Origin of the sequence: Flavobacterium sp., assembly GCF_027490375.1 — a bacterium.
GTDB lineage: Bacteria > Bacteroidota > Bacteroidia > Flavobacteriales > Flavobacteriaceae > Flavobacterium.
In genome coordinates, this window is record NZ_JAIXYH010000007.1 from 1 (window position 1) to 13,266 (window position 13,266).

Below are 13,266 nucleotides of genomic sequence, written 5' to 3' on the forward strand. Positions count from 1 at the left end.
AAGCGTTTTAAAAATGCGCTTGCTTATACTATTATTGGGAACTTCCACCCCCGCCCCGTAAAGCGAAATTACAATTTGTTTGAAATTATCATTACGGGTTTTCCGTAAATTTTCGGCTGTTTTTGAATTGATTTTGGGAGCGCATTTTCGGAGCACGATCTTGCACCGGATTTGAAGGAACAAGCGTTTTAAAAATGCGCTTGCTTATACTATTATTGGGAACTTCCACCCCCGCCCCGTAAAGCGAAATTACAATTTGTTTGAAATTATCATTACGGGTTTTCCGTAAATTTTCTGCTGTTTTTGAATTGATTTTCGGAGTACTTTTTCGGAGCACGATTTTGCAGTAGGGGGTGAAGCAGAAAGCGTTTTGAAAAAAGTGCCTGCTTTTGTGGGTTTGTGCGAGCGACTGTAAGAAGCTTGCAGAAGCCTTACAAAAGTGGCAAACTTTTGAGAAACCTTGCCGCGGAAAACCCGACGGCGGCTGCCGTAACTTCCACTGTGCGTGCCGCCGGACTGCCCAAAAAAGGGGGCATAAAAAAACCCCTCAGAATCTGAAGGGTTTAGAGCGGAAGACGAGGCTCGAACTCGCGACAACCAGCTTGGAAGGCTGGAGCTCTACCAACTGAGCTACTTCCGCTTGCGGGTGCAAATATAAAAACATTAAAAGTCTTAAAGCAAGTGTTTTTTGAAAAAAAATTACATTTGTCGGACTTGCCTTACCTAATTCTCGAGTAATGAGTTTTTTAACAAATAACAATTTGCAGTTTAAAATTGTGACAGCGCCGGAGTTGTATACTGTTCGGCAACCCGTATTGCGTCCGCATTTACAGCCTGAAGATTGTGGTTTTGAAGGCGATACCGACCCCGACTCAATGCATTTTGCTGCGTTTATCGACGATCGAATGGTTGGTGTACTAACCGCTCTACATCGAACGCATGTGCATTTTGGGGATAAGGCTGCCATACAATTTCGAGGAATGGCAGTTTTAGCAGATTTTCAGGGTCGTAAAATTGGCGGAGCGCTTTTGCAGTGGGCGGAAACTGTTTTGGTGCAGCAAGGTGCACACCGGTTTTGGCTGAATGCACGCATAAAAGCAGTTCCTTTTTACGAAACGGCAAATTACCGCGGCAACGGTACATATTTCGATATTCCCGGAATAGGCCCACATCAAACCCTGTTCAAAACCTTAGATAAACCCCTTTAGCACGAACACAAACGGAATTGACTTTTAGTTTCATTTTGCAGGATAATTCTGATTATTTTGTAGAATTTTATCGTTTTTCTGCATTTTTTATCGTTAAAGTGTAAAAAACAAGTGGTTTTAACAGCGGGTAAACCAATCCAATTATTTACATTTGCTCGATTTTGTTGTAAATGTTGAATTTCCCTAGGCTTTTGACGGTATTCTTTTTTTGCTTTTTCGCTGGATTTGCTCAGCAGAAGAGTATCGATGCGGTGCGAACGAATGCTCGAATTACCGTCGACGGAAAACTGGATGAAGAGGCTTGGAAAACAGCGCCTGTTGCAACAGATTTTGTCATGTTTGCACCGGATAATGGCAAAGCAATAGCAGCTGAAAAGCGCACCGAAGTACGTTTTTTGTACGATAACGAGGCAGTTTATATTGCCGGCACGTTAAAAGATGATCCGAAGCTTATTTTAAAAGAAATCACCCAACGCGATGTGGTAGGAACTGCAGATATTTTTGGCGTGTTTTTGAACGGATTTAACGACGGCCAACAAGATTTCCAGTTCTTTGTAACCGCATCGGGCGTGCAGCTCGATCGGCTCGCTACCGAAGACGGCGAGGTAAATGTTTCAAACTTTAGTCAGGATATGTCGTGGGACGCCATTTGGGATAGTGCCACGGAGCTTACCGAATCGGGATGGACAGTGGAAATGAAAATTCCGTACGCGGCCTTACGCTTTTCGAAAGAACAGGTGCAAAATTGGGGATTGAACTTTTACAGAGAAATTCGTCGCGACCGACAAGTGTACACTTGGAATTTTGTCGATGCTAAAATTGCAACAACCCGAAATCAGAACGGTTTGCTTAAGGGTATTAAGGATGTAAAAACGCCTACCCGTTTGTTTTTCATTCCTTATGCTTCCTATTATTACGAAGATACGCCGGGCGGAATTGCTAATACGGTTAAAGCCGGAATGGATATAAAATATGGGATTAACGACGCGTTTACCTTAGATGCGATTTTGGTTCCAGATTTCGGACAAACACGCTTCGACAACATCATCTTAAACTTAACGCCGTTTGAGCAGCAGTTTGCCGAAAACCGACCTTTTTTTACGGAAGGTACCGATTTGTTTTCAAAAGCGAACTTGCTTTATACACGCAGGATTGGCGGTCCAGCACGATTTCGGCCACGAGATTTCGATCCGACTGTCGAGTCGCTTACCGATGAACCAGCAGCAGTAGATCTTTTAAATGCATTAAAAATATCCGGAAGAACTAAAGGCGGTTTGGGCATTGGAGTTTTAAATGCCATTACCGAAGAAACTTATGGGACATTTACCAACAACGAAACAGGAGCCACAAGGCGTGCCATCATAGAGCCGTTAACCAACTATAATGTTTTTGTTGTAGACCAACGATTTAACAACAACTCTTCGGTTACCTATACCAATACGTCGGTTTTGCGCAATGGCTTTTACCGCGATGCCACAGTGAGTGCTTTAAACTTTGATTTATATACGAAAGACAACTCGTATAATCTTTTTGGCGATTTTAAATACAGCAGCATTTTCGGAGATACTTATGTGGATGGTTTTAAGACGAGTTTGAATTTTGAGAAAACTTCGGGCAAGTGGCGGTATTCTTTATTTGGTAAATATCTGTCGGATAACTACGAAATAAACGACTTGGGAATTTTGTTCCAGACGAATTATCACAATGCATACGTCGATTGGAGTTACCGTATTTTAAATCCGAAGGGTTGGTTCAATAGTTTTAGTATTGCGTTCCGAAATTCCGTTGAATTTCAAAACAGTACCGGACGAGTTCAAGACTATTACCACAACGTAAGTATTTCGGCGACTTCACGTGCGAACGATTTTTATTCTTTCGAGGCGCAGTATAATCCGTTGACATCTTACGACTTTTACATGCCACAGGTAGAAAACCGATTTAATTATGTGCCTGGGTCGTACATTTTAAATGCCTATTATTCTAGCAATTACAATCGAGCGTTTGCCTTAGATGCGCGATTGAATTATCGCAAATACTTTGAATACAACCGTATCGATTACGTGTATTCCTTGTCGCCTCGCATACGTGTGAGCGACCGATGTTTACTAATTGCAGGTACCTCGTATGTTCGAAGCATCAACGATTTGGGTTCTATTGGTTTTGTTGATGATGCGGGCAGTATTTATTACACGCGCCGAACGGTTAAAACTATAACAACAGATTTAACCGGACGTTTTGCATTAAACAATCGAATGACTTTTAATCTAACGGCACGTCACTACTGGTTAACTTCGCGCAACAAAGCAAATTTTACCTTGCGCGACGACGGGTTTCTAACTGCAACCGATTTTATTGAAGGAATCGACGACAATTTCGGTGCCTTTAACCTTGATTTGTCGTACACCTGGTGGTTTGCACCCGCGAGCCAGATTACTGTTTTATATCGAAACAGCGCCCAAGATTACCGAAACGATCTATCGCAAAATTACGGGCGTAGTTTCCAGAATTTGTTTGCCGAAAACATGGCAAATATCTTTTCAGTTAGTTTCCGCTATTATATCGACTACAACGGAGCCAAAAATTGGTTCTAACAATTCTATACTTTTTTAACGTTTAACATTTTAGTTGCATTATTCGGCTAACTTTGCGGTTCTTTAATGAATAAACTATGAATAAGCGAGTTATTTTGATGATTTTAGATGGATGGGGGAAGTCGCCAGACCCAAAAGTTTCGGCAGTCGACAACGCCCATACGCCTTTTATCGATAACTTATATAAAAAATATCCAAGCGCTGAACTTCGTACCGACGGCTTGCATGTTGGTTTGCCAGAAGGCCAAATGGGCAACAGCGAAGTAGGTCACATGAATTTAGGAGCGGGGCGAGTTATTTACCAGAATTTAGCAAAGATAAATTTAGCGGTTGCGAACGGTACGATTAAGCAAGAAAAACCCTTGCTTGAAGCCTTTTCTTATGCGAAAGCAACAAATAAAAAAGTACATTTTCTAGGTCTCGTTTCCGATGGTGGCGTGCATTCACATACGTCGCACTTGCGCGGATTGGTTGAAGCTGCCGAATCGTTTGGACTTGAAAATACGTTTATTCACGCGTTTACCGATGGTCGTGATGTTGATCCAAAATCAGGTATTACGTACATTTCTCAATTGCAAGAGTTCCTACAAGGAAAGCATTGCCGTTTAGCAAGCGTTGTGGGTCGGTACTACGCAATGGATCGCGATAAGCGTTGGGAACGTGTAAAGTTGGCTTACGATTTATTGGTAAATGGTATTGGGAAGCCGACTACAGATGTTTTGTCGGACATTCAATCTTCGTATGCAGCCGATATTACCGACGAGTTTATATTGCCGCATGTATTGACAAATCACGATCAAAAACCCGTAGCAACCATTGAATCTGGCGATGTTGTGGTATTTTTCAATTTCAGAACCGATCGCGGACGCCAATTAACCGAAGCACTGTCGCAACAGGATTTCCACGAACAGAATATGCACAAGCTTGATTTGTACTATTTGACGATGACGAATTACGACGACAGCTACTCGAATGTTCATGTGATTTACGACAAAGATAATATTACGATGACGTTGGGAGAAGTGCTTCAAAATGCAGGAAAGACACAAATCAGAATTGCAGAAACCGAGAAATATCCGCACGTTACCTTTTTCTTTTCCGGCGGTCGCGAAGAACCTTTTGTCGGAGAAAAACGTATTCTTAAAAATTCTCCAAAAGTAGCTACATACGATTTAAAGCCAGAAATGAGTGCATTTGAATTAGCCGATGCGCTGGTTCCTGAGATTCGTGCGAAATCAGCCGATTTTATCTGTCTGAATTTTGCCAACGGCGATATGGTAGGGCATACCGGCGTTTTTGAAGCTGCCGTTAAGGCTTGCGAAGCGGTCGATAAATGTGTGGAACACGTAGTTACCGCTGCCTTAGAAAATGGCTATACTACGCTACTTATTGCCGATCATGGCAACTGCGAGACGATGATAAACCCAGACGGATCGCCTAATACGGCACACACGACTAATCCGGTTCCTATAATTGCCATAGATCCAGATATCAAAATCATAAAGAATGGAATTTTAGGAGATATTGCTCCAACCATTCTAAAATTGATGAATGTCGCGCAACCAGATGTGATGACATGTAATCCTTTAGTTTAGAGATGAAAAGTTATTTAAGCGTTTGTTTGTTATTTGTCATTCAACTTGTCTTTTCGCAAGAAGGAGCGAGCTCGTGTGGGCAGTTACAAGCCAACCCAGATTTGTACCAATCTTGCGCAACCTCTATTCCGTTTACCAATTCTGTGGGAAACACCAGCGGCGAGAGCTTTAATGTAAGTTGTATTCCTTCAGCTTTCCAAGGGCCAACTTGGTTTTTTCTCCAAATTAAACAATCGGGTTCTATTACTTTAGAAATCTCCCAGGTATCCACCAATGGAATAGGTTCAGATGTGGATTTTGTTATTTGGGGACCGTTTCCTAATCTTACCAATTTTTGTCCGGATTTAATTATTTCGAATGAGGTCGACTGTAGCTATGCTCCTGCAGCAATCGAAGAGGTTCAGATTTCAAATGCCGTGACTGGCGAATACTACATTTTGTTAGTTGACAACTATGCGAATGTACCTGGCGAGATTACAATTTCTCAAATCGCAGGTGATGGAAGTTCGGATTGTAGCTTTTTGTCATCTGTCGAAATTGCCGACATCAACGATCAGGAAATAACCGATTTAAACTACTGTAACCCAGAAACAGTTAACCTTTATGCAAAAGTAGAAACTTCCGATTTCGATGGTCAGCCACAAGATTTAAGGTTCAACTTTCGCTGGTATTTGGATAATGCACTGATTTCTGAAACTTTAGTATCGCCCTCATCTGAAAACTTTATTACCGCCAGCACATCGGGCACCTATCGAATTGATTTAACTGCCTACGATAGTACCGATCCAAATATTGATGTTAGCAGTCTGCCAATTAGCTCCGACGAAATAGTACTCACGTTTAGAGACGCACCACAACCTGTGTTGAGCAGCTCAACAGTTTGCTTGTCAGATGTCCCGATTCTCACTGTACAAGACATTGCACCGAATTCCACGACCACACTCGTGAATTGGTACCGTAATTCAAATCTCATTTTCGGCGCGAGTGGAAGCACCTATCTTCCGACAGAGCCAGGAATTTATACCGCAGGACTTAGCAATGATTCGTGCCCGATTGTACTTTCTAATGCCATCGAAATTTTAAGTCAGCCACAATTAAATACGTTTTCTGCGGTTTCTATCTGCGAAAATTCTTCTACAAATTTAACCGTAGTTGTCGGAAATCTATCCGCAATATCAAATCCAACCTATCAATGGTTTAAGGATGGAATAATGATTGCCAATGCCATTAATCCGAGTTTGCAAGTAGATAACACCCTACAAACACCCGGAACCACAGTTCTTTACGAAGTTGAAGTTTCCAACAATAATCAATGTATTTCTAGTACAACCGCTAACGTTACACTAAATTTGTTGCCTACGCTTGCCACCAATGTTAGCCTAGAACAATGTGACTATATAGCGCCTTCCACCGACGGTATTGCAGTTTCTAATCTTACAGAAGCCGCTGCCACACTTAATCAGGGAAACACGCAAATTGTCCTTCGCTATTTTCGCGATGCCGCATTAACCGACGAAATAACTTCTCCTCAAACGTTTACAAACAACGTTCCTTTCAATCAAACCATATACGTAACTGGAAGCATACCTACGCAAAATCCTGTTTGTCCTTCGAATGTAGCAACAATTAGTTTACAAGTAAATCCAACAACTGTTGATACCTACCCTGATATGGCGCCGATTTGTCCTGAGATCAACCAAAATTTCGGTCTCGCTAATTTCGAACAACGACGACAGTTTATCAAAAGCACCTACTTCCCAACGGTTAATGTCGACATTGCTTTTTATTCTTCTGCTACTGATGCCTCGGTAGAGACGAACCCGCTTGACAATACCAGTCAGATTCCTGTCGGATTGAATCAAATTTTTGCTCGAGTCGAATCTGGAAATAATTGTCAAGGAATAGCAACGTTTAACTTGTTAGTAAATACGCCGCCACAACAGGGTAGCATCGCAAATGTCACGAAATGTAACAACGATGTTTTTGTTCTCTCTTCAAAAGATGCAGAAATCTTGGCTTTTCAAACTCAAAATGTAAGTATAAATTACTATCCTTCTTTTGCTGCCGCAGAAGCAAACAGCTCTGCATTCAACAAAAACGCTAATCTCGCGCTACCGATTGGAACTACCGACGTTTTTGCCGGAATTCGAACGCAGTCAAACCAATGTTTGGCAATTTTGCCCTTTCAAATCAATAACTTTGACCATCCCGTATTAACGGCGCCAAGCCCAATTGGCGTGTGCGGAAGTACTACTGCGAACTTTGATTTAACGATTCGAAATAACCAAATAACAGGCGGTAATCCGAATTTGGTTGTCACGTATTTTGCGAGTCAGGCCGATTTTAACGCCAACGTTCCCATCACTGATCCGACTGCTTTTATTACGAGTTCAACAACCGTAATTGCACTCGTAAACGATACCGCAAATAACAATTGCCCGTCGCAAACCACATTGGAATTAAATGTAAATCTAAATCCCGGAGCAACCCAAAATCCGGAGCCGTTATACATTTGCGACGACAGTGGATATGCCGATTTTAATCTGACCGAACGCCTCTCAGCAGTCTTAGCTTCAACTCCAAACAACGAGGCGATTGTTCGCTATTACATCAATCAAGACGATGCCCTTGCTGGAAACGACACTTATATAGCCACGCCCGAAGCTTTCCGAAATACCATTCAAAATACACAAACCGTTTACGTTCGTATAACTAGTACCGTTAATTCGGATACCGAAAATAATATCCCTTGCTTCACGGTTTTAGAACTTCCGTTAATTGTGCAAGCATATCCACAGAATCAATTGAATAGCTATCCATACAAAATTTGTGTGACCGAAACTGGAACAATAACTCGAGAAGCATTTATCGATACAGGTTTAGCTGCTGCGGATCACTTATTCCAATGGTATCGCGGATTCGACGCCATTCCAGCAAATTTAATATTAGGCGCAAACGGACCAACTTTCCTAACCGACGAAGCAGGCGAATACTCGGTACGGGCAACCAACATTACCACGCCGCCATTGTGTAGCTCTGTTTTCAATTTTACCACAAGAGAAACTCTTATTCCGACCTCGGTTAGCGTAACGCCCGAAGTTTTAGTTGCTTTTGAAATCGATAATACAGTTACCGCGATCGCAGCACCGCAATCAAACGATTACGAGTACATGCTCGGAAATTACGGCTGGCAGGATAGCCCGACTTTCGAAAACGTGCGCGAAGGTCTTTACACGCTTACCGTTCGCAATAAATTTGGTTGTGGCGAAGTATTTACCACTGTGGTAGTTGTCGATTATCAGAAGTTTTTTACACCAAACGGCGATGGCATTAACGACGTTTGGAACCTGCAAGGTCGCACCGGATTGCGATTCAATAACATATTCATCTTTGATCGACACGGAAAACTAATTCGCGAACTTTCTGAAAACCAAACCGGTTGGGACGGCACCTATAACGGCGCTCCATTGCCTGCCGACGACTATTGGTTTAAAGCAGAATATGCCACACAAAATACCCGAGGTACATTTAGCGGGCATTTTACCTTGAAACGTTAAGTTTGAATCTACTGGTTTCAGAACTTTAAAGCGCTTTCAGCTTGTGCAGTTGCAGCCATAGGCCGAAATCCTGCTAAGCTATTTGCTGAACCTAGTTATTGCGTACTTTTGCAAAAATTTTTTTAAATGATAATTCCGAAAACAGCCGAGGAAATTGAGCTTATGCGTAAAAGCGCCTTATTGGTAAGCAAAACCTTAGGCATGATAGCTGCTGAAATAAAACCCGGCGTTACTACGCTACAACTCGATAAATTGGCCGAAACCTTTATTCGCGATCATCATGCTGTGCCTGGTTTCTTAGGCTTATACGGCTGTCCTTCGACATTATTAACCAGCGTTAACGAACAAGTAGTACACGGTTTGCCAACAAATAGACCTATTCAAGAAGGCGACATTGTTTCGGTAGATTGCGGCGTTTTAATGAACGAATTCTACGGCGATCACGCCTTTACATTTGCCATCGGCGAAGTGGCTCCCGAAACCTTACAGCTACTCGAAGTAACTAAAAAGTCGCTGTATATCGGTATCGAAGCGTTTCGTTCAGGCAATCGCGTTGGCGATGTGGGAGCAGCCATTCAAAACTATACCGAATCGTTTGGTTACGGTGTTGTGCGTGATTTAGTCGGACACGGCCTCGGACGAAAAATGCACGAAGAGCCAGAAATGCCAAACTTCGGCAAACGCGGCAAAGGAAAAATGTTTCAGGAAGGCATGGTTGTAGCCATCGAACCAATGATAAATATGCGCAGTCGAAACGTAAAATACCTCAAAGACGGTTGGACAATAGTTACCGCCGACGGAAAGCCAAGCGCGCATTTCGAACACAACATTGCCTTGGTAAATGGGAAACCGGAGTTGTTATCGACATTTGCGTATATCTACAAAGCTCTGGGTATCGAATCCGACGAAGAAGCGCCGTTCCGCACACAGCCACTGGTTCTGGAAGCATGAAAAAACTCTTCAAATTTTTGCTCAACGCAGTTCCGCGACCGCTCTTAATTCGATTGAGCTACGTTGCGCGTCCCGTTTTGGCGTGGTGGTTGCAAGGACCAGGTTTTACAGACCCAATCGACGGAAAGCAGTTTAAGAAATTCTTGCCTTACGGATACGGGAAACAGCGTGATAATGTGTTGGCTCCCGGCACCTTATCGCTCGAAAGACACCGCTTGCTGTGGTTGTATTTGCAAAGACAAACGAACTTCTTCACCAACACGGAACGGCAAAAGTTGCTGCATTTTGCGCCGGAGCAAGCCTTTTACAAACGATTTAGAAAGCAAGCTAATTTGGCGTATTTAACCACCGATTTGCTGTCGCCGCTTGCCGATGTTAAAGCAGATATTTGCAAGCTTCCGTTTGAGAACAACGCTTTCGACATCATTTTTTGTAATCACGTGTTAGAGCACATTCCCGACGATACAAAAGCCATGTCGGAGCTTTTCCGCGTGCTTAAACCCGGCGGCTGGGGCATTTTCCAGATTCCACAGGATTTGAACCGAGACGTAACGTTTACCGACGACAGCATAACCGATCCGCGGCAACGTGCCGAGATCTTTGGTCAGTACGACCACGTTCGAATTTACGGCCGAGATTACTTCGACAAACTGCGCAAAGCCGGATTCGAGGTTCGAGAAATTGCTGCAATCGATTTTCTCAGTGCCGCAGAGATTTCAGCCTACGCATTGCAGGCCAACGAAATCATTCCACTTTGTTTAAAGCCTTACACAGCTTAGTCATTCACCTATTTTTTAATTTTTTGGGCGGCATTTCGCGCTGTTCGTTGCAATAAAAACCCACAAAAGCGGTTTGTGTTGGCTTTGTCTGGGGCTTCCGCTGGTCGCCCATTCAAAACCGCACTCACACGCTTTCGTTACGCTTTCATTTTCACTGCCATCACGGCCGCGGGTATCGTTTCCGTAAATTCGTACTAGAATTAAACGTTTTTTTGTTTTACGTATTTAATCGATGTTTTATTAAATTGATATTCAATGTTTTCCTGGGGGTAATATTGCCATATTACGTATGTTAAAAATCAGCTAAAAACCAACACTTTTTCGTCATCAACTTTACACTTCTTTAACAGCGAAAAGCCTTGCCAAGTGCGGCGCGTACAAAAGCAAAAACCGCACGATGGGTGCGGTTTGGTGTTTTTTTCTTACAACTAAATTAAGTTGAGAAGTTTATTGCTTAAGCAAAACATGCTGCCCATGAGGTGGTAGAGCAGGTGTTTCTGTGGGAATTGGATCACTAGCACGCTGAATTCCATGCTCATAAAATACATCTATCTGTAGAGCAGTTTGCCCATCAACAGTAATTAACCGCATAAAAAGTTTGCAGCTGCGTTTATTATATAAATTGTAATAAATTTCTCGCCGTTGGTTGTGCAAATACGACACATTGGGTTATCCGGATACTTTGCGATATAACCTATTCCGATACTCGAAAAATCCCAAGGATACTCTGCGACTGCTGCCATATCAATGTTTGGGATGGAATTATACAATACAACGTTTCCGATTTTATACTGATATTCGCCAAAAATTACGTCTTCGTACTCCCAATTCGATTTACTCATTAGCTTTTTACGCAACTCTATTTTCCATGAAAAATGATTGTTTGTAAGTTCATAAACACCTACAAAAGGATCTAAATCGTTGTCGAAATCTTTATAGTAAACCCATTGCATGTTGTTTAACTCTTGTTGACCTTGATTATATATGCTGGTAGTTAGCACAGGGGATTGCCCCCAACCGTAAAAACTAATCAGTGCAAAAAGTGTAAAATGCACGCAATACGTAATTGATTTTTTTATGGGCATGGTATTTCGTTTGTTAGTGTTACTTTTTTCCACTGTGTAAAATTAACTAAATCATCGGTCTTGTATAACTCAATTCCGAAATCAGCAAATTCTTGTAAGAATGTGGCTTGTAGATTTGCTCGGTGATTAGAAAAACTACTTATAAATAGCTGTCGACAGCTGTGAAAATGCCACTATCGGTGTACTGTAAAGCAAAACTGATTAATTAACTCTTAGTAAAGTTAGTTAAATATCACGTACGTTTCACGGTAACGCCTTTGCGGCCCAGATGGCAGCGGAAAGCCTTTTGATAAATGGGGCAAACAAAAGTGCATTGGGCGTGGCGACCTAAGAAGCCGCGGCCAACGCTTACTTTTGTGCCTCATTTGAAAAAGCTTGCAGCGAACAGCCGGAAATGCCGCCCATAAAAAAAGCACCTGTAAATACAAGTGCCTTTTCAAAACTAACTAACCCAAATTTTAGTTGAAATCGAAGCGCAAACCCATTGAGATATTACGTTGATCGACCGCGTTATCTTTAAACAGCGGATTTAAATCGTACTTGGCATACAAACTAATTTGCCCGTAACCAATGTACCCGCTTAATCCGTAAATAAAGTTATTTGTATTCCAGTCGCCGCGCGTTACAGTTCGCGTGTCGTAGCCGGCAACGTCGTATTTTTGAATCTGTTTCGATTTTACATTAAAGCCGGTGTAACCTCCAATACCCAATCGGAACGAATCGTGAGAAAGGAAAATCTTTCTACCATCGCGATCTTTTGTTTTCGAGAAGTCGAGCTCAAAATGCACGGGAAATACCAAATTTACATTTCGGAAGCGCGAGTCGTCTTGAACAACCGGACTTGTAACTAGGTCGGTCGTTTCGCCGTTGTCAACCAGATAGCGGTTATCTGTCGGACGTAAGTCGTTGTATTGTAAAGACAAACCGTATTTAATGTGAAATAGTTGCGAGTTTTTGTCTAAACGGGTGTTGTACGTAAAGCCCCATTCGTAGAAGCGCGACTTATATACGCGGTAATCTGAGTTGGCAATAGAGCCGTCGGTAACAACATTATTGAGTCCGATGGCAAAAACAAATTGTGTCGTGGTGCGCAATTCCCCATATTTGAATTTGTCTTTATTTTTAGAGTTGATAGCAAACGTATAGTTTTTGGTTTTAGTGGAATCGCTTTTGGCTAATTCGACTTTCCCTTCAATTTTGTTTTGAATGAGAAGGTTTCGTTCTTCGTCGATTTCGGCAAGCTTTTCATCCAAACGAGTCGCGCTTTCGGTAGAGAGTTGTTTTTTCTTTGCCTCGGCTTCGGCGGCGGTAAGAGTTCCGAACGAAAGTTGGTTGTTAACGGCTTCGAGCTGATTGGCAAGCAGTTCTTTTTCGTCGGAGATGGTTTTTTCCATTTTCAACGACAGTTCATTCATTTTCTCGCTAAAGTCGGACTGTGCATAAACTTTGCAAAATAAAGACGTGAGTAATAAGGCCAAGTACAGTGTAATTGATTTCATG

At 42.3% G+C, this 13,266-nt stretch carries 8 protein-coding genes and 1 tRNA gene; 6 read left to right on the plus strand and 3 right to left on the minus strand.

Annotated elements, in window-relative coordinates:
• Positions 1-567: 567 nt before the first annotated feature.
• Positions 568-640, minus strand: a tRNA-Gly gene (locus tag Q0064_RS00800).
• A 97-nt stretch (positions 641-737) separates the two neighbouring features.
• Here Q0064_RS00800 and Q0064_RS00805 point away from each other — a divergent pair.
• The 6 genes from Q0064_RS00805 (at position 738) to Q0064_RS00830 (ending at position 10,681) form a co-directional block, all read left to right on the plus strand.
• The gene (locus Q0064_RS00805; protein ID WP_298142829.1) at positions 738-1,208 is read left to right on the plus strand and encodes a GNAT family N-acetyltransferase; all 471 of its coding nucleotides are present in this window, start codon (positions 738-740) and stop codon (positions 1,206-1,208) included.
• Positions 1,209-1,399: 191 nt separating this feature from the next.
• Positions 1,400-3,799, plus strand: coding sequence for a DUF5916 domain-containing protein (locus tag Q0064_RS00810; RefSeq protein ID WP_366094537.1), 2,400 nt, complete (start codon positions 1,400-1,402; stop codon positions 3,797-3,799).
• A gap of 77 nt (positions 3,800-3,876) precedes the next feature.
• Entirely contained in the window at positions 3,877-5,394 is a 1,518-nt protein-coding gene (gene gpmI / locus Q0064_RS00815) for a 2,3-bisphosphoglycerate-independent phosphoglycerate mutase (protein ID WP_298142835.1), read from the plus strand.
• A 2-nt stretch (positions 5,395-5,396) separates the two neighbouring features.
• A complete protein-coding gene (locus Q0064_RS00820; protein WP_298142838.1) occupies positions 5,397-8,951 on the plus strand; it encodes a T9SS type B sorting domain-containing protein in 3,555 nt (1,184 codons plus the stop codon).
• 126 nt (positions 8,952-9,077) lie between these two features.
• On the plus strand, positions 9,078-9,902 hold the full coding sequence (map, locus tag Q0064_RS00825; RefSeq protein ID WP_298142841.1) for a type I methionyl aminopeptidase: 825 nt from the start codon (positions 9,078-9,080) through the stop codon (positions 9,900-9,902).
• Positions 9,899-10,681 carry a class I SAM-dependent methyltransferase gene (locus Q0064_RS00830; protein WP_298142844.1) on the plus strand — a complete coding sequence of 261 codons (783 nt, stop codon included), beginning with the start codon at positions 9,899-9,901 and terminating at the stop codon, positions 10,679-10,681. Before map ends, Q0064_RS00830 begins: the two co-directional genes overlap by 4 nt.
• A 581-nt stretch (positions 10,682-11,262) precedes the next feature.
• Here Q0064_RS00830 and Q0064_RS00835 read toward each other — a convergent pair.
• Together Q0064_RS00835 and Q0064_RS00840 are read right to left on the minus strand one after the other, a co-directional pair.
• Positions 11,263-11,766, minus strand: coding sequence for a DUF6705 family protein (locus Q0064_RS00835; protein ID WP_298142847.1), 504 nt, complete (start codon positions 11,764-11,766; stop codon positions 11,263-11,265).
• A 458-nt stretch (positions 11,767-12,224) separates the two neighbouring features.
• On the minus strand, positions 12,225-13,265 hold the full coding sequence (locus tag Q0064_RS00840; RefSeq protein WP_298142850.1) for a hypothetical protein: 1,041 nt from the start codon (positions 13,263-13,265) through the stop codon (positions 12,225-12,227).
• Between the last annotated feature and the right edge of the window lies 1 nt (position 13,266).

Coding starts and splice junctions, on each gene's coding strand:
- Q0064_RS00805 (WP_298142829.1), top strand. CDS start 738: ATGAGTTTTTTAACAAATAACAATTTGCAGTTTAAAATTGTGACAGCG.
- gpmI (WP_298142835.1), top strand. CDS start 3,877: ATGAATAAGCGAGTTATTTTGATGATTTTAGATGGATGGGGGAAGTCG.
- Q0064_RS00820 (WP_298142838.1), top strand. CDS start 5,397: ATGAAAAGTTATTTAAGCGTTTGTTTGTTATTTGTCATTCAACTTGTC.
- map (WP_298142841.1), top strand. CDS start 9,078: ATGATAATTCCGAAAACAGCCGAGGAAATTGAGCTTATGCGTAAAAGC.
- Q0064_RS00830 (WP_298142844.1), top strand. CDS start 9,899: ATGAAAAAACTCTTCAAATTTTTGCTCAACGCAGTTCCGCGACCGCTC.
- Q0064_RS00835 (WP_298142847.1), bottom strand. CDS start 11,766: ATGCCCATAAAAAAATCAATTACGTATTGCGTGCATTTTACACTTTTT.
- Q0064_RS00840 (WP_298142850.1), bottom strand. CDS start 13,265: ATGAAATCAATTACACTGTACTTGGCCTTATTACTCACGTCTTTATTT.